This is a genomic window from Sphingopyxis sp. 550A (assembly GCF_053569535.1).
Genome location: NZ_CM131615.1, coordinates 4,407,103 through 4,423,322, shown reverse-complemented (window position 1 = coordinate 4,423,322; position 16,220 = coordinate 4,407,103). Strand labels below are relative to the sequence as shown.

Annotated in this window: 15 protein-coding genes and 1 tRNA gene; 7 read left to right on the top strand and 9 right to left on the bottom strand. The window is 64.5% G+C overall.

All coding sequences use genetic code 11. From position 1 onward, the window contains the following. Positions 1–19: 19 nt before the first annotated feature. The 4 genes from ACVENA_RS21435 to ACVENA_RS21420 form a co-directional block, all read right to left on the bottom strand. Complete coding sequence (locus ACVENA_RS21435) at positions 20–1,702, bottom strand: asparagine synthase-related protein (RefSeq protein ID WP_449326987.1); 1,683 nt, start codon at positions 1,700–1,702, stop codon at positions 20–22. Between the two features lie 29 nt (positions 1,703–1,731). Beyond that, positions 1,732–2,373, bottom strand: a complete 642-nt coding sequence (locus tag ACVENA_RS21430; RefSeq protein WP_082657704.1) for a lasso peptide biosynthesis B2 protein — start codon at positions 2,371–2,373, stop codon at positions 1,732–1,734. Between the two features lie 61 nt (positions 2,374–2,434). Beyond that, on the bottom strand, positions 2,435–2,569 hold the full coding sequence (locus ACVENA_RS21425) for a benenodin family lasso peptide (protein WP_137865550.1): 135 nt from the start codon (positions 2,567–2,569) through the stop codon (positions 2,435–2,437). 514 nt (positions 2,570–3,083) lie between these two features. Further along, a tRNA-Gly gene (locus ACVENA_RS21420) sits at positions 3,084–3,158 on the bottom strand. Positions 3,159–3,360: 202 nt separating this feature from the next. Here ACVENA_RS21420 and ACVENA_RS21415 point away from each other — a divergent pair. Both ACVENA_RS21415 and ACVENA_RS21410 read left to right on the top strand, forming a co-directional pair. Beyond that, the gene (locus tag ACVENA_RS21415; protein WP_449326986.1) at positions 3,361–4,272 is read left to right on the top strand and encodes a tetratricopeptide repeat protein; all 912 of its coding nucleotides are present in this window, start codon (positions 3,361–3,363) and stop codon (positions 4,270–4,272) included. A 6-nt stretch (positions 4,273–4,278) separates the two neighbouring features. Next, complete coding sequence (locus ACVENA_RS21410) at positions 4,279–4,929, top strand: LON peptidase substrate-binding domain-containing protein (RefSeq protein WP_449326985.1); 651 nt, start codon at positions 4,279–4,281, stop codon at positions 4,927–4,929. A 14-nt stretch (positions 4,930–4,943) separates the two neighbouring features. Here the strand turns inward: ACVENA_RS21410 and ACVENA_RS21405 are convergent, their stop codons facing one another. Continuing rightward, a complete protein-coding gene (locus ACVENA_RS21405; RefSeq protein ID WP_449326984.1) occupies positions 4,944–5,651 on the bottom strand; it encodes a sigma factor in 708 nt (235 codons plus the stop codon). Between the two features lie 135 nt (positions 5,652–5,786). Next, a complete protein-coding gene (locus tag ACVENA_RS21400; RefSeq protein ID WP_449326983.1) occupies positions 5,787–7,016 on the bottom strand; it encodes a UbiH/UbiF/VisC/COQ6 family ubiquinone biosynthesis hydroxylase in 1,230 nt (409 codons plus the stop codon). A gap of 543 nt (positions 7,017–7,559) precedes the next feature. Here ACVENA_RS21400 and ACVENA_RS21395 point away from each other — a divergent pair. The 4 genes from ACVENA_RS21395 to ribA all read left to right on the top strand — a co-directional run bounded on the left by ACVENA_RS21395 (position 7,560) and on the right by ribA (position 12,767). After that, the gene (locus tag ACVENA_RS21395) at positions 7,560–9,875 is read left to right on the top strand and encodes a DNA translocase FtsK 4TM domain-containing protein (protein WP_449326982.1); all 2,316 of its coding nucleotides are present in this window, start codon (positions 7,560–7,562) and stop codon (positions 9,873–9,875) included. Positions 9,876–10,009: 134 nt separating this feature from the next. Continuing rightward, entirely contained in the window at positions 10,010–10,627 is a 618-nt protein-coding gene (locus ACVENA_RS21390) for a LolA family protein (RefSeq protein ID WP_449326981.1), read from the top strand. 287 nt (positions 10,628–10,914) lie between these two features. After that, on the top strand, positions 10,915–11,703 hold the full coding sequence (locus ACVENA_RS21385) for an exodeoxyribonuclease III (protein WP_449326980.1): 789 nt from the start codon (positions 10,915–10,917) through the stop codon (positions 11,701–11,703). A gap of 17 nt (positions 11,704–11,720) precedes the next feature. After that, complete coding sequence (gene ribA / locus ACVENA_RS21380) at positions 11,721–12,767, top strand: GTP cyclohydrolase II (RefSeq protein WP_449328979.1); 1,047 nt, start codon at positions 11,721–11,723, stop codon at positions 12,765–12,767. Positions 12,768–13,102: 335 nt separating this feature from the next. Here ribA and ACVENA_RS21375 read toward each other — a convergent pair whose 3' ends face one another. From ACVENA_RS21375 to ACVENA_RS21365, 3 genes are all read right to left on the bottom strand, one after another. Beyond that, a complete protein-coding gene (locus tag ACVENA_RS21375; protein ID WP_257547186.1) occupies positions 13,103–13,909 on the bottom strand; it encodes a LytR/AlgR family response regulator transcription factor in 807 nt (268 codons plus the stop codon). Beyond that, positions 13,906–15,030 carry a sensor histidine kinase gene (locus ACVENA_RS21370; RefSeq protein ID WP_449328978.1) on the bottom strand — a complete coding sequence of 375 codons (1,125 nt, stop codon included), beginning with the start codon at positions 15,028–15,030 and terminating at the stop codon, positions 13,906–13,908. Before ACVENA_RS21370 ends, ACVENA_RS21375 begins: the two co-directional genes overlap by 4 nt. Before the next feature lie 82 nt (positions 15,031–15,112). Beyond that, a complete protein-coding gene (locus ACVENA_RS21365) occupies positions 15,113–15,622 on the bottom strand; it encodes a winged helix-turn-helix transcriptional regulator (RefSeq protein WP_257547189.1) in 510 nt (169 codons plus the stop codon). Positions 15,623–15,750: 128 nt separating this feature from the next. Between ACVENA_RS21365 and ACVENA_RS21360 the strand changes: the two genes are divergently transcribed. After that, on the top strand, positions 15,751–16,059 hold the full coding sequence (locus ACVENA_RS21360) for a CC_3452 family protein (protein ID WP_449326979.1): 309 nt from the start codon (positions 15,751–15,753) through the stop codon (positions 16,057–16,059). The last annotated feature ends 161 nt before the right edge of the window (positions 16,060–16,220 follow it).

Sequence of the window (16,220 nt, the reverse complement as noted above, 5' to 3'; positions counted from 1 at the left end):
CACATTCTTGTTCTCATGATCAACTTCCCTCCCAATATCGTGACCAATTCTCTGCGGCGACGAATGTGAGGATCCGGTCGATGCGCTCCGTGCCGCGCCAGCTTGGGTCTTCGGGTATGTCGAGAAGAGCAAGATCCACGATCCCCGACTCCGCAAGGATCCCGCCGCGTAGGCGATCGTGGAGCGCAGAGCGGTGGGCGCGATAGATCGACAGGTGAAAGTCGCCAGGTCCGCCCTTTTGTTTTCGCGCGGTGATCAACTCCGGTAAACATCCCTCGAATGCTTTTCGCGCCACAGCGCGATTCTGTCCTCCGGCGATCCACTCCCAAGTCGGGATCGCAAGACAGGCTTCGATGATCGGCTGTGACATCAGCGGGGCAATGTGGGGGGGCATCGTCGCGCGCGGATAAAGCTCGATGCCCTTCTGCGCTCGCATCAGAAATGCGGCGTGCACAGTCTTCCCCGGAAGAATGTCGTCGGGCGCATCGAGCCAGGGGTGGGAGGCGCCCTCCGCCCTGATCTTTCGTCCGACTTCCTTTCCCAGGCCCGCGAGATTGATGAGAGGACTATGCCGCCCTCGATTGCGTCGATATCGGTCCCAGCCGTGCTTCAAGACAGTCTTGGTATCGGCTCCAGTCAACAGGGTGAGATCGTAAAGGGTGGACGCGAGGGATGGCCGCGGACCTTCGACTAAAAGCCGATCAAGGAAAGGTACGGCGCTCCGTAGACCACAAAGGATGCCATCGCCGCCATTGCCGCTGAAGAATGCATCGACCGACATTTCGCGGAGCAACCGAAGATGGATTGCCTCATTGGTCTGTTTGTAGAGCGGCGCAAAAGGCCAAGGGTGATTGGGCGCGGACGAGACGGAAACGTCGATGTCTCGTAGCTCGCGATTCTCCTCAATCAGCTGCGTACCGATCGTCTCGGCCAGCGCCCGAGCGTATCGACGCTCGTCTCCATCGAAGTCGGGACTCACCAAGTTCAGACAGGTCAACTTGTCGGCCGTCTTCGTCGCCGAGACGGCAACGATTGAGGAGTCGAGACCGCCCGACACACCAACCATGATCGAGGGGAAGCAGGCGGCCCAGGCTCCGACACAGTCCGCAATCGTGCGCCGCAATTCGTCAGTCACTTCGTCGGCGCCAAGGCCGGAACTGGCGACATGATCCCAAGGCGACCAATATTGCTCAGTCCGCAACGCACCCTCGCCGATAACCAAGCATTCGCCGGCGATCAGTTCTTCGACGTCCGATACACATGTCCGTCGCCCCCGAAGATCGCCACCCGCCAGGATGCGAGCGATCTCATCGAGATTTGCCGAACCAGGGGCGGGGTTCGCGAGGTCAGTAATTGATCCTGCAAGCGTCACGCGGCCGCGATCGCGGCGGACATAGCAAGGAAGAAGTCCCGATGGATCGCGAAATATCCGTACCGGACCCGCTGGGTCGGCATGGACCATGACGTAACCGCCCCAATATTGCCTCAGCAGCCGTTGCGCATCATTGGCCGCAAGACCATCGCCCTCGCCGACTTCAAAAGCCTCGACCCGGCGGCTGGGTGGGCCTCTCGTAAAGAGATGACCGATAATGACGGTCCGAGGAGGCACTGCGATTGCCGGTTCGGCGGTCCATATCTTCACGCCAGATATTTCGAAAGTCGGCGGGCCCTGTTGCTCCGGAGCCGGACGGTTGGTCGACATCTCGACCTCAATTCGAAACCCGCCGGCCATCAAACGGCAAAGATCGGTCGATAGTGGAGAACAACATCCAAGGAGTCGGTCAGCACGGTATCACCGACCTGAACCCAGCTATGGGCGGCGAAGGGCATGGTGACGCCAAACACCAGCGAGGCTGCCACGCCGCGGCGCGCAAGCATCCGTGTCATGGCAATGCCGCGCACCAGGCATCGATCATCTGATGACATATAGCGCTTGGCGCGCACGAATGCGGCGGTAATATCGCGGCAATCGTCCGCACCGGATGGCGCCAGTCGATCAGACCTGCGTCCTAGGCCGGTTACAATATCGCTAAGAGAATTGTTTTGAAGATCGCGGCGGGCTCTCCGCTGCTCCCAGATACAGGATATTGTCGCCGCCATCGAAGCCTTAGCCGACGGCTCATCAACGAGACTGCGCGCGGCCACCGGCGGGGGTATAGCAAGCCTAGGATTTCGGTCTGTATCGTCAGCGAGAAGGCCGAGACTACGTAAATGGTCTTCATCTGCAGAAGTCCCATGACCGGCAAGCACGAGGTCAAACCGTTCGACGGACTGATCGGTGAGAAGAAAATAGCGGTCGGCGAAGAGATCGAACAGGACGACGGCGCCATTGAAATGGCAGTGATGCAGGCCCGATCGCAGCATGGCGGACATTTCGATAATTGCGCGGGGCAATGCGAATGGCGTGCCGCATGCGAGCGGCACGCCACCGCTTTCAGTCGTCGGCCGTGATGCCGCCGGCGAACAGATAATGTTCGCCCTGATCTTCGTCGACCGGCCCGAGCGGCTCGATGCCGCGGGTTTCGACGCTGATGGCGCCGAGGTCGATCAGTTCGTTGAAGTCCTTCATCGCTTCTTCCTTCCCAATTCGCGACCAGAATGAGTCGCATTCGGGAAGTTATGCCTCGGGCAGAGTGGCATCCATTTTATAATCGAATAATAATCGGATACCCATCAATCTCCCAAAAAAGTGACCGAGCCAAGGAAACGCACGTCGGGGCGCGTACCACTACCTTTAGCTTTCGCCTGGACATGCGTAGCGGAACCCGGTCACACGCTTCAACAATTGCGAAGCGCGCGGTTTCATCCCCGATCGATTGAGCGATTCGCAACGACAACTGGAACCGGAATTGGATGTTTCCGTGAACTGCATCGATGTTCGACAGACAGGTCGCCCAGACACGGCCTGCGATAGCCGCAGCCACTTCCCATTCGTAGATGGCTTATGGTCGACCTTGCAGATTCTTTCCGATGCCACGATCCCAAGTGGTGACATTATGGGGACAAACCCCATCAAAGGCCGCTTTGTCTCCAAACGTCGCAGTGCGCCTGGAGGTCTAAGTCACTGGAAAATGTATGAAAACTGGAGCGGGCGAAGGGATTCGAACCCTCGACCCCAACCTTGGCAAGGTTGTGCTCTACCCCTGAGCTACGCCCGCTCTGGCGGCTGGAAACGGGTGGCTCCCAGCGGGTGAGGCGCGCGATTAGCACCGGCTTTCGGAGTCGGCAAGCCCTGTTTGCGCTTTTTCCGCGAAGGGTTGGCATTGGCGCGCCAAATCCCACATAAGCGCGTGAAGAGTCTTTTTCGCCCATGCGGAAGCGCGCCGGGCTCATGCGTATATACTAAGGAGCATCATCACCGTGGCCACCCTCGGTCTGAACCCGCAAGAGAAGGAAGCCGTCGAAGCCTTCCGCCGCGACGTCGTCGATCCGTCGATGAAAAGCCTCGTCATCCTCGATTTCTGGGCCGAATGGTGCGGACCGTGCAAACAGCTCGGCCCGGTGCTCGAAAAGGTGGCCGCAGATTATGCAGACAAGGGCGTCGTCCTGGTGAAGGTCGATGTCGATGCGAACGGCTTCATCGCCAGCCAGTTCCAGGTCCAGTCGATCCCGACCGTCTATGCGATCTTTCAGGGCCAACCGGTCGCCAACCTGACCAATGCGCGGACCGAGAGCCAGCTCAAGGCGCTACTCGACCAGTTGCTCGCGCAGCTTCCGATCGAGAGCGAGGCGAGCGCCCGCGCGGTCGAGATCGCGCCGCTGATCGACATGGGCGAGGGCGTGCTGGCCGAAGGCGACGGGCCGCGCGCCGCGGGCATTTTTTCGCAGATCGTCGAGATGGCGCCCGACAATGCCGCGGCGCACGGCGGGCTGATCCGCGCGCTGCTGCTGGCGGGCGATACGGCGGCGGCGCAGGCGGCGCTCGATGCTGTGCCCGCCGATGTGGCGACCGACCCTGCGATCGCGCAGGCGAAAAGCGCGCTTACGCTCGCTGCCGATGCTCCCGATGCGGGCGAGCTTGCGGGGTTCGAGGCCGCGGTCGCGGCGAACCCCGACGACCATCAGGCGCGCTTCGACCTTGCCGCCGCGCAGATCGGCGCCGGCCAGCGCGACGCCGCCGCCGACAATCTGCTGCACATCGTCGCTGCCGATCGCGAATGGAACGACGGCGCCGCGCGCGCCAAGCTGCTGTCGCTGTTCGAGGCGGTCGGGCTCGAAGACCCGTGGGTCGCGGCGCAGCGCCGTCGCCTGTCGCTGATCCTGTTCGGCTGACGCGTCATGGCCGAAGCCGCACCCCTCACCATCCAGCGGATCGCGATCTTTCCGTTGCCCGGCGCGGTGCTGTTTCCGGGGCTGCACCTGCCGCTCCACATCTTCGAGTCGCGCTACAAGGCGATGGTGCAGGAGGTGCTCGCGCGCGACCGCCAGATCGGGATGATCCAGCCGCGTCAGATTCCCGGCGAGGAGGCCCGCGAACCGCCTGCGCTCTACGATGTCGGCTGTGTCGGGCGCATCGTCGATGTCGAGGCGCTCGACGAAGGGCGCTTCAACCTGGTGCTCGAAGGCGTCGCGCGCTTTCGCGTCCGTCGCGAGCTCGACGTCACGACGCCCTTCCGTCAGGTCGAAGCCGAGATCGAGGTCGAAGCCGAAGACGATGCCGTGCTGTCGAGCATCGAGCGCGCGAGCCTGGAGCGCGAGGCAAAGCGCTTCGCGGCGCGGCAGGGCTATGTCGTCGACTGGGATTCGGTCGGCCAGCTCGACGACGCGACTTTGGTCAACGGCATCGCGCAGGTCGCGCCATTCGACGCGGCGGCGAAGCAGGCACTACTCGAGACAAGCCCGATCGACGCGCGCGCCGAGCTGGTCGTGCAGATGATGCAATTCTTCGGCCGTTTCGACGGCGACGATGGGCGCGCGACGCTGCAGTAGCCCTCTGTACAGGCTCAATGCGGCTTGACGCCCACCATGCGAGCCATGTCGGCGAAGGCGCGACGCACGATATGGCGATCGGCCTCGCCGAGCCGTTCGATCAACGCTTCGGTGTGAGTGAGTTGGCGGCGTACCAGCGCGCCTTCTTCGCTTACTTTCGCCGCTACCCGTGCGGGCGCCGCCGCGCCGCGCGGGGTGCGCATGAGCGCCTTTTCGCGCCGCATCGCCCAGCCGGCAACGAGTCGATCAGCGACAAGATTCGCCAGACCGTCGGCGGCCGCCTGCTCGGTTGCCGCTTCAGCGCGGGGGTCGACAAGCCCGTCATCGACACCCTCGTCCGCCAGCGCGTCGAGCGACAGCGTCGCACCCGCCGCGCGCCGGCCGGCGCAGCGCTGATCGCCATGGAGACGCAGGCGCAGCGCCTGCAATTCGGCGCGGATCTGCCAATTGACATAGGTGGTGAAGCGCGCCCGCGACGGATCGTAGCGTTCGGCGGCGCGGTGGAGCGCGATCGCGCACGCCTGCGCCGCATCCTCGGCAACCTCGGCGAGGCCATAGGACCCGGTGAAATAGCGGATGCGCGGCGCGGTAAGCGCAAGAAGATGGGCGAAGGCGCGGTCGACACGCGCCCGTGCGCGGAGCCCCGGCGCCGCTTCGAGCGCGGTGCGCGCCTGGATCAGTGCGGTGACGGCATCTTCGAGAGCATCGCTTTTGGCCGACATGGTCGTTCCCCATCCTAGGCGGGCCAAGCCGCCCGCAGGACAAGGGATAGGCCGCGATGGTTAGCGGGGGCGTGCCGGGCGCTTAAGTATAAACCCATATCCGTCGCCCCTGCGCGGACAGGGCCGACGATCGGGTCAGATCTCGGCGCCCGCCAGCAGGCGCGGCAGGTCGCCCGCCTCGCCGCGCGCTTCGTCCATGAAGAAGCGCTTGAGCGTCGGCATCCGCTGCACCGCGCCGAGCCCGGCGCGGCGGACGGCGGACGCGGTCTTGCCCGGAATCCCGAACAGGCGGGTGAGGCCGTCGGTCGCGAGGCTGACCATCAGATTGTCGAGCCCGCGCCAGCGCTGATAGCGCGCGAGCAAGGCCGCATCGCCGAGATCGAGCCCGATTCGCGCGCCCTCGACGAGCACCTCGGTCAGCGCCGCGACGTCGCGCAGGCCAAGGTTGAGCCCCTGTCCCGCGATCGGATGAATGCCGTGTGCGGCGTCGCCGACGAGGACGACGCGGTCGGAGACGATCTTTGCGCTGTGATGAAAGCCGAGCGGATAGGTCATGCGCGGCGCGACGAGCTCCATCGCGCCGAGCAGCCCGCCCGCGCGCTTTTCGAGCTCGGCGATGAAGCCGCGGTCGCCGAGCTTGGCGAAACCCGGCCCATCCTTTTCGGACACGGTCCAGACGAACGCCGAGCGATGCCGTCCCTGCTCGTCGTCGACGAGCGGCAGCAGCGCGAAAGGTCCTGACGGGAAGAAGATTTCGTGCGCGACATGATCATGTGGTTTCGCGTGGGCAACGGCGCCGATCATGGCATGGTGATGATAAGACCAGCTCGCGATGCTGAACCCCGCCGCGTCGCGCGTCGGCGAGCGGCGCCCCTCGGCGACGATCAGCAACGGCGCCGCGAGCGTCGTCCCGTCCGCGAGCGTCAGCGTCACGCCATGCGGCCCGACCTCGCGCCCCGCGACCTTCGCGGGCGCGAAGAGCCGCACGAGCGGCGCTTCTGCGATCCCCGCCGCGAGCGCGAGGCGGAGACGGCGATTCTCGACCATCGTTCCCAGGGCCGGGGCATCCTCGGCAGTGACGAAATCGAGCTCGCCAGCCTGCCCGCCGTCGCTGACCTTGATCGCGCGGATCGGGCAGCCGTGATCGGTGAGCCGGTCGGCGATGCCGATGACCTCGAACATCCGCCACACCGCGCTCGCGATCGCCGAGGCGCGGCCGTCGAAGCCCGGCGCGATCGTCGCCACCGGGTCGGCGGGATCGACGATCTGCGACGACAGACCGTGGCGGGCAAGGGCAAGAGCCAGCGCCTGACCGACGAGGCCGCCACCGGAGATCAGGACATCGTTACGCAGAGGTTCGGTCATGCACCCGCCCTAGCGCGTTTTGGGGCAGGATGAAAAGGACGGCGTTTGACCGAAAGAGAGAGGAACGTCTGAAAACGACCGGAAGCGGCCGCTCCTCTCCCCTCCCGCAGGCGGGAGGGGTCGGGGGTGGGCAGCGACGGTGCAAGGGCCCACCCCGCTGCGACTAACGAACAAAGTTCGTAAGTCTCGCTGCCCCTCCCGCTTGCGGGAGGGGAAAGGAGCGCCATCCTTCAACGGCCGCTCCCCACCCCGAAGCCGACATCGGCTTCAAATAGGCCTTTCCTACATTATCCAGCTGTGTCAGCCTTCATCCGGCTCTTTTATTTGGTGAACAAAAACGGTCGCTAGCCGGCTTGCGGCGCAGCCATCGCGCGGCGCGTCCAGTACGCCGCAAGACCCGAACCGACGCGCGCATTGGGATGAACTTTCCTGAACTTCGGAATAATATCGTGCACGCTTGCACGCCTCGCCGAGGGGCTGCTTGACGGCGAGTCCGCCCCGTGTGCATATCGCCGTGGTTAATAGTTGAGGACCGTTTCCAGCATGGCCAGCCGCAAGCCCATCGCCGCAAAGGCCGATTGGCGCACGATTTTCCGCCAGAGCATCGCCCGGTCGCTCGTGATCGCGGCGGCGGTGGCGCTCGCCGCCTTCACCCTGTTCCTGACGCTCGCCTTCGTCACCTACGACAGCACCGACGCGGCGCTCAACACCGCCGCGAACGGCAACGCCGCGAACTGGATGGGCGGCCCGGGCGCCTGGTTCGCCGACCTTGGCCTGTCGATCGGCGGCGCGCCGATCATCCTGTTGCTGCCCCTGCTGGGCATCATGGCGTGGCGGCTGTGGAGCGGCGAACCGCAGCCTTATTGGGTTCGCCAGCTCGCGTACTGCTTCGCCGGAATCCTGTTCGTCGGACTGGGCGCCGAACTCTGGGCGCCCGCGAGCGGCTCGCCGATGCCCGCGGGTTGGGGCGGGATCATTGCGCTCGTCGTCGGCGGCGCGATCACCCCGCTCTTCGCGCTTGCTGGCGAACCCGGCGCGGCGCTCGCACGCGTTGCCGCGATCCTGTTCCTTATCATCCTGGGCCTATGGCTGGCCTTTCGTTCGCTGCGGCTCGAAAAGGGCTGGGCCTCGCGGCTCAAACTGCCTGCGGCGGCAAGCAGCCGCGTCGTCGAACCCGCAAAGGCCGTTGCCGACACCGGCGCCAAAGCCCCCAATCTGATGGAGCGCGTGATTCGCCCGCGCCCGCGCGCCGAGCCGAGTGATCGTGCCCCGCCCGAGATTGCCGATCCGGTCGAGCGCACCGCACCCTCGAAGCCCAGGGCCAAGCCACAGACCGAGCTGTTCACCAACTATCAGCTTCCCTCGATCGATCTGCTCACTCCTGCACCCGAGGGGCGAAGCGGCCAGATCGACAAGGCGGCGCTCGAACGCAATGCGCGGCTGCTCGAATCGGTGCTCGAGGATTTCCAGGTCAAGGGCGTCGTCACGGCGGTGCGCCCCGGCCCCGTCGTCACCATGTACGAGCTCGAACCCGCGCCGGGCACCAAGGCAAGCCGCGTCTCGAACCTCGCCGACGACATTGCGCGCAACATGTCGGCGCTCTCGGCGCGCATCGCGCCGATTCCCGGCCGCACGGTTATCGGCATCGAGCTGCCCAACGCGAACCGCGAGGCGGTGGTGCTGCACGAGATCATCGGCAGTGCGCTGTTCCAGGACCAAAGCGGCGCGCTGCCGATCATCCTCGGCAAGAATATCAGCGGCGACGCGATGATCGCCGACCTCGCCCCGATGCCGCACCTGTTGATCGCGGGTACCACCGGCTCGGGCAAGTCGGTCGGTTTGAACGCGATGATCCTCTCGCTCCTCTATCGCCTCGGTCCCGACCAGGTGAAGATGATCATGATCGATCCGAAGATGCTGGAACTCAGTGTCTATGACGACATTCCGCACTTGCTCGCCCCGGTGGTGACCGAGCCCAAGAAGGCGATCCGCGCGCTCAAATGGGCGGTCGAGCAGATGGAGGACCGCTACCGGATGATGTCTTCGCTGTCGGTGCGCAACCTTGCCTCCTACAACGACAAGGTGCGCGGCGCGCTCGCCAAGGGCAAATCGCTGGGGCGGCGCGTCCAGACCGGCTACGATCCCGATACCGGCCAGCCGGTCTATGAGGAGGAAGCGCTCGACTATCAGCCGCTGCCGCAGATCGTCGTCGTCGTCGACGAGCTCGCCGACCTGATGATGACCGCGGGCAAGGAGGTCGAATTCCTGATCCAGCGGCTCGCGCAAAAGGCGCGCGCGGCGGGAATCCACCTGATCCTCGCGACGCAGCGCCCGTCGGTCGACGTCATCACCGGCGTCATCAAGGCGAATCTGCCGACGCGTATCAGCTTCAACGTCACCTCGAAGATCGACAGCCGCACCATCCTGGGCGAGGCGGGCGCCGAGCAACTGCTCGGCAAGGGCGACATGCTCTACGTCCCCGGCGGCAAGCAGATCACGCGTATTCACGGCCCGTTCGTGTCGGACGACGAAGTGCGCGCGGTCGCCGATCACTGGCGCGGTCAGGGCCGCCCCGACTATGTGGAGAGCGTCACCGAAGACCCCGAGGACGGCGGTTTCGCGATGGAAGGCGCCCCCGCGGGCGGCGACAGCGCCGAGGACCGCATGTATGCGAAAGCCTGCCAGATCGTCGCCGAGAGCCAGAAAGCCTCGACGAGCTGGCTGCAGCGGCAGCTCCGCATCGGCTACAACAGCGCCGCGCGCCTGATCGAGCGGATGGAGGAGGAGGGGCTGGTGAGCCCGCCCAACCACGTCGGCCGCCGCGACGTGCTGACCGACCAATATGGCCAGCCGCGATAGGGGGATTGAATATCGCCTTCCTCGTATCGTCATCCCGGCACAGGCCGGGATGACGAAGAGATGAAACGGCAGTTCAGGACGAGTTCAATGCCTGACCCTCATGATGCAGGCCCACAAGCAAGATAGAGAGCCAGATGACCTTTCAGAAGATGATCGCCCCTTTTGCTGCCGTCGGCCTCGCGGTCGCCGCCCCCGCCATTGCCCAGTCGGCGAACGCGCTGGCGTCGGTGCAGGCGCATCTCAAGTCGACGAGTTCGATGACCGCCGATTTCGTCCAGACCGACCGCAACGGCCAGCGGCTGTCCGGCAAGCTGACCCTGAAGCGACCCGGCAAGATCCGCTTCCAATATCAGAAGGACGTGCCGCTGCTGATCGTCGGCGACGGCAGCCGCCTGACGATGATCGATTATCAGGTGAAGCAGGTGCAGAGTTGGCCGGTCAAGAATTCGCCGCTCGGCGCGCTGCTCGACCCCGACCGCGACCTGTCGAAATATGCGAAGGTGCTGCCCACCGGCAGCGGCGACGTGCTGAGCGTCGAGGTCAAGGATCCGAAACGCCCCGAATATGGCACGATCACCATGGTGTTCGTCCGCGACGGATCGTCGCCGGCGGGCCTGCGCCTGCGCGGCTGGGTAGCGCTCGATTCGCAGAACAACCGGACGCGCATCGACCTCAGCAACCAGAAGTTCAACGTCGCGGTCGCCGATTCGGCGTTCAAATGGACCGACCCGCGCCCGCGCAAGCGCAAGTGATCGCCGCGCCATCGACGAACGGCCTTCCCTGACCGACGAACGACAGCGAAGCGGCGCTTGTTCAGCTTGGCGACAGGGAAAGGCGACTATTTCAACTCTCGAAGGCGCCAACGGGTCTCCGGTTTTTGGGTTTCCCCCTGTTGCCCCATCCGGATCGCCCGGTGTCTTCATTCAAGAGCGTGACGAACGCTGACCTTGAACCCCCGTTCCACCGCCCCTGGAACGGGGGTTTATGATTCTCGGCGCCGCCATTGCGAACCGCATCCCGCCTCGATAGAGCCGACGGCATGACAAGCATCGCGTCCTGGAACATCAACAGCGTCCGCGCCCGAATCGGCATCGTCGAAAAATTCCTGCGCGAAGAAGCCCCCGACATCCTCTGCCTGCAGGAGACGAAGGTCGAATGCGGCCTGTTCCCCAAGGGCATGTTCGAGCAGCTCGGCTATACCCATATCGTCACCAATGGTCAGCGGATGCACCATGGCGTCGCGATCGTCAGCAGGCTGCCGCTGACCGACATCCGCAAATATGACTGGCAGGCGAACGGCGAGGCGCGGCATATCGGCGTCACGCTGCCGTCGGGGGTCCGGCTCGACAATGTCTATATCCCGGCGGGCGGCGACATAGCCGACCGCACCCTCAACCCCAAATTCGGCCAGAAGCTCGATTTCTTCGGCCGCATGACCGACTGGTCGCGCGCGCTGGTCGATACGCCGACGATCCTGACCGGCGACTTCAACGTCGCCCCGCTCGAAAGCGACGTCTGGAACCACAGGGCGCTGCTCGACGTCGTCAGCCATACGCCGATCGAAGTCGAAACGCTCGCACGACTGCAGGCGGCGTCGGACTGGGTCGACCTCGGCCGCCATTTCGTCGCGGCGCCTACGCCGCTCTATACTTGGTGGAGCTACCGCGCGAAGGATTGGGAAGCGTCGAACCGCGGCCGCCGGCTCGACCATATGTGGGCGACCCCCGATCTGGCCCCGAAAGCGGTTTCGCATCGGGTGGTGCAGCCGGCGCGGAGCTGGGAGCGGCCGTCGGACCATATTCCGCTAGTGACGGAGTTTGCCATTTGAGCGATGCGCTAAAGGACATGGGCGCCCGGAGAGCCGCGCGCGCGATCGATGCGCTGCGCCGGGGATGGCCGTTCCGGATAGGCGGCGGCGATGGCGCGCTCGACCTGATCGCGGTCGAAAGCGCGCGCGATGCGGCGCTGGCGGCGTTCGACAGCCATGACCTGCTGATCTCGGGCGAGCGCGCGGTGACGCTGAAGCTCACCAACCAGCGCGCCGCCGCAACGCCGGGGCCGGTGCGGCTTTCAAATGCCGCCGATAGTGTCGCGGCAGCGCTCGCGATCGCCGACCCCGCGCTCGACCTCGCGCATCCGCTGAAAGGCCCGTTTCGCACTGCGTCCACCGGCGGCGAGGCCGCGGCGGCGGCCGCGATGACGATGGCGCGGCACGCGGGGCTGCTCCCCGCCTTCTTCGTGCGCGCAGCGTCGGGCGCGACCGAAACCGAATGCAGCGCCGGCGACGTCGCCGCGCTGCTCGACCCGGCACGGCTCGAAATCGCGGCGCGGGCGCGCTTGCCCGTCGAGGCGAGCGAAAGCGCCGAGATCGTCGCCTTTCGCAGCCCCGAGGAAGCCTCGGACCATGTCGCGCTGATCATCGGCAAGCGCGATGGCCAGCCCCCCGTCGTGCGCCTGCACAGCGAATGCCTGACCGGCGATGTGCTCGGCAGCCTCAAATGCGATTGCGGACCACAGCTCCACGCCGCGCTCCACGCGATGGCCGACGCTCCGTGGGGGGTGCTGCTTTATCTGAGGCAGGAGGGGCGCGGGATCGGGCTGGTCAACAAGCTGCGCGCCTATGCGCTGCAGGATCAGGGGTATGACACGGTCGACGCCAATCTGCGGCTGGGCTTTCCGGTCGAGGCGCGCGATTTCGCGATCGCCGGGCGAATGCTGGAATTGCTGGGCATCCCGCGCATCCGGCTGATGACCAACAACCCCGAAAAGGTCGCGCGGCTGGAGAAGGAAGGCGTCGCGGTGGTCGAACGCATCCCGCTCGCACTGCCGACGAACAAATATAACGAGCAGTATCTCGCGACGAAGCGCGACCGGACGGGGCATCAGCTTTAGATAGTGATCGGGTTAGGCTGAAACACTTTCTTACTTATCTCGTCATCCCGGCGAAGGCCGGGATCTCGCTATCTCGACCTGACGCACCGGCGAGATCCCGGCCTTCGCCGGGATGACGATTCAGTCAAAAACGACCATGCTCTAGACGCGAATGTCCCGATCTGGCCTCGCACAAAGCCACGAAGCCACAAAGAAGCCCTCTCATCCCGTTCGTGCTGAGCTTGTCGAAGTACCGTTCTTCCTTGCGGAGTCGCGAAAAAGAACGGTGCTTCGACAAGCTCAGGGCGAACGGATTGTAGAATTCTTTGTGGCTTCGTGGCTTCGTGCGAGTCCAATCAATGCACGAAGCGCGCGACCACATCCCGATAGCTGCGGCTGACCTTCACCTGCGCGCCCGAACCCAAAACGAGAAAGCATTCGCCGTTGGTGTGCGGCTTGACCTGCTTGACCTGTGACAGGTTGACGATCGTCGAGCGGTGGACGCGCTGGAAGTTGCGCGGGTCGAGCCGCTTTTCAAGATCCTTCATCGTCTCGCGCAGGATCAGACTGTTGTCGGCGGTATAGATGCACATATAGTCGCCCGCGGCGTCGATGCGCTCGATGCTGTCGACATCGACGCGGAAAATCTGGCCGCGATCCTTGATGTTGATCATCTTCTCATAGCGGTCGGCGGCGGGGGCTTCGGCGGCGGTTTCGGCGTCATATTCCTCGACCGCGTCGGGGGCGACCTCGGCGAGCACGGTCTTCAATCGCTCGACCTCGGCAACGCCGCGCTTTTCGGCCAGTCGCTGGCGTACGCGGTCGAGCGCGTCGGCGAGCCGTTCGGGTTCGACCGGCTTGACCAGATAGTCGACCGCCTGCGCCTCGAAGGCGCGGATCGCATGGTCCGAATAAGCGGTGACGAAGACGACGAGCGGCGGCTCGACCTCCATCAGCCCCTGGATCACCGAAAAGCCGTCGAACCCCGGCATCTGGATGTCGAGGAAGACGAGGTCGGGTTTGTGGGTCTTGATCTTTCGGATGGCCTCGCGGCCGTTCTGGGCGGTGTCGACGATTTCGACATCTCCGTGCGCTTCGAGCCGCAGTTGCAGGCCCTGGGTCGCCAATTTTTCATCATCCACCAGGATGGTTCTGATCGTCATGTGCGTTCGGTTCCAATCGTCACTTGTCCGTCGGGCTGGAACGGAATCTCGATAATAACCGTGAAGCCGCCATCGGCGCCCGACTGCACCTCGAACCGTTGCTGATCGCCATAAGCCTGCGCCAGCCGGTCCCTGATATTGGCTAAACCCACACCGGTCGATTCCGTTGCAGCGCCCGTGGTGGGATCGACCGCCCCCTCTGACAATCCCGACCCCGTGTCGGACACGGTAATCCGAACCTTTTCACCGGCAAGCTGAGCCGAGAGCGTGATATCGGCGCCCTCCTCCTGCGGCGTGACGGCATATTTGATCGCATTCTCGATCAGCGGCTGGAGCAGCAGCGACGGCAGCCGCGCGCGCTGCGCGGCGGGATCGATGTTGAAGTGCGGGCGCAGCCGGTCCTCGAAGCGCATCTTCTCGATATCGAGGTAGAGCTTCAGCGTCTCGACCTCCTGCGCCAGCGTCACCTGCGCGGTCGGCTCGTTGGCGAGCGTGTAGCGCAGGAAAGCCGACAGGCGTGAGAGCATCGCGTTCGCGGGTTCGGACTGTTTGAGCAATACTAGCGTCGAGATGCTGTTCAGCGTGTTGAACAGGAAATGCGGATTGAGCTGATAGCGCAGCATCGCGAGCTGCGCCGAGGCGGCTTGCGCCTCGAGCCGCAGCATCCGGTCGTTCTGCTCCTCGAGCTGGAGGAAATAGTTGATCGCGAAATAGAGCGCCGACCAGGCGCCGAGCGAAGTCGCGTCGATATAGATGGCGCCGAGCAGCAGGCTGGTGAAGCCCGCCTCGCTTGCCGGATTCTGGATCTGCGAGACCCAGGCGTCGATGAACGCCCAGAGCATCGTCGCCAGTCCGGCGAGGCCGAAGCTGACGCCCCACATCAGGATCGGACGCCGGCTGATCAGGGCGCGATAGCAGACCGACAGGATCAGCGTCAGCGAAAAGCCGGTGATCGCCGAAATCACCTGCGGGATGAGAAAAGTGAAGGATTGGCCGTTGGCGAGTCCCGACACCCCGCGCAGGCCGAGCCACGCGGCCCAGCCCAGGAACTGGAGGTTCCAGAACGCCCGCACCTTGTTGCCGAAAAAGGGGCCGGGCGAGGAAAATCCGAACAGCGGCATCGACGCCGGCCGCGATGCTGGCTGGCTCGCCATCGTCAGCCTCCGGGGATTGAAATGCGAAGCGTGCGCGCGGCTCCGGGGGTCATTCGGCCGCGACCGGAGCCATCCGTACGCGCGCCTGTCCGAGCGGCTGCAACTCCGAGCGATGCTTCCACACCAGCTCGCCATAGCCGAGCGGCCGGCCGTCGTGCGCGGTGATCGTCACCGGGCCGATCGGCTGCTCGTCGGTCGTGTCGACGAGCACCGGGGTCGATGCCACGCCGGCGCCCCATTTTTCGCCCCACTGGCGCAGCGCGATCATCGCGGGCAGCAGTTCGACGCCCTTCTGCGTAAGCTGATAAAGCACCTTGCGACGATCCTCGGCCATCACCTCGCGCTCCATGATGCCATGGTCGACGAGTTTCGACAGCCGGTTCGACAATATGTTGCGCGCGATGCTGAGCTCCTGCTGGAACTCCTCGAAATGATGGACGCCGTTGAAGGCGGCGCGAAGGATCATGAACGACCAGCGCTCGCCCATCGCTTCGAGCGCGAGCGGCAGCGCGCAATTATTGCCGTAAATGTCGTTCAACGGTTCGCGTAATTTTCCCATGAGCCTAGCACTAACGTAAAATCGCCCCCCGCACAAAAAATATATGGCGTCCGTTGCAATTTGCAACTCATGTCCTACATCGCATCGTGCAACGCTTTGCGCTGCCCAGGAAAACAGGAGGACTCCCCATGTCGAAACTTTCAACAGCGGCGCTTGCGCTGCCCTTTCTCGCTGCCGCTTTCGCGCCGATTGCCGCCGGCGCGGCCGGTAGCGCCTATTATCGCGCCGAACTCGCCAATCCGGCACCGAAGGCCAAATTCGTCGCGCGCGATGTCGTATGGGCCTGCGAGGGCGCCAGTTGCGTCGCCGGCCGCGGGACGAGCCGCCCGCTGATCATGTGCGCGAGCCTCGCCCGCGCAGCCGGCGAAGTGAAGAGCTTCACGGTCGACGGCGCGGCGATCACGGCCGAAGACCTCGCGCGCTGCAACGGCAAATAGCCGTCCGGTCGGGCGCTTCTCCCCTCTTTCTCTCGCCCGGACCATTGGAAGGCCGCCCGCTCCCTTGAGCCGGCGGCCTTTTCGATGCAGGCGACCACGAACGATGCTTCTAGCAGGCTTTGTCAAAATTGCGGGGGTTCCCGAAGACGCGACAGCAAATT

Coding starts and splice junctions, on each gene's coding strand:
- ACVENA_RS21435 (WP_449326987.1), bottom strand. CDS start 1,702: ATGTCGACCAACCGTCCGGCTCCGGAGCAACAGGGCCCGCCGACTTTC.
- ACVENA_RS21430 (WP_082657704.1), bottom strand. CDS start 2,373: ATGTCCGCCATGCTGCGATCGGGCCTGCATCACTGCCATTTCAATGGC.
- ACVENA_RS21425 (WP_137865550.1), bottom strand. CDS start 2,569: ATGAAGGACTTCAACGAACTGATCGACCTCGGCGCCATCAGCGTCGAA.
- ACVENA_RS21410 (WP_449326985.1), top strand. CDS start 4,279: ATGGCCGAAGCCGCACCCCTCACCATCCAGCGGATCGCGATCTTTCCG.
- ACVENA_RS21405 (WP_449326984.1), bottom strand. CDS start 5,651: ATGTCGGCCAAAAGCGATGCTCTCGAAGATGCCGTCACCGCACTGATC.
- ACVENA_RS21400 (WP_449326983.1), bottom strand. CDS start 7,016: ATGACCGAACCTCTGCGTAACGATGTCCTGATCTCCGGTGGCGGCCTC.
- ACVENA_RS21395 (WP_449326982.1), top strand. CDS start 7,560: ATGGCCAGCCGCAAGCCCATCGCCGCAAAGGCCGATTGGCGCACGATT.
- ACVENA_RS21390 (WP_449326981.1), top strand. CDS start 10,010: ATGACCTTTCAGAAGATGATCGCCCCTTTTGCTGCCGTCGGCCTCGCG.
- ACVENA_RS21385 (WP_449326980.1), top strand. CDS start 10,915: ATGACAAGCATCGCGTCCTGGAACATCAACAGCGTCCGCGCCCGAATC.
- ribA (WP_449328979.1), top strand. CDS start 11,721: ATGGGCGCCCGGAGAGCCGCGCGCGCGATCGATGCGCTGCGCCGGGGA.
- ACVENA_RS21375 (WP_257547186.1), bottom strand. CDS start 13,909: ATGACGATCAGAACCATCCTGGTGGATGATGAAAAATTGGCGACCCAG.
- ACVENA_RS21370 (WP_449328978.1), bottom strand. CDS start 15,030: ATGCCGCTGTTCGGATTTTCCTCGCCCGGCCCCTTTTTCGGCAACAAG.
- ACVENA_RS21365 (WP_257547189.1), bottom strand. CDS start 15,622: ATGGGAAAATTACGCGAACCGTTGAACGACATTTACGGCAATAATTGC.
- ACVENA_RS21360 (WP_449326979.1), top strand. CDS start 15,751: ATGTCGAAACTTTCAACAGCGGCGCTTGCGCTGCCCTTTCTCGCTGCC.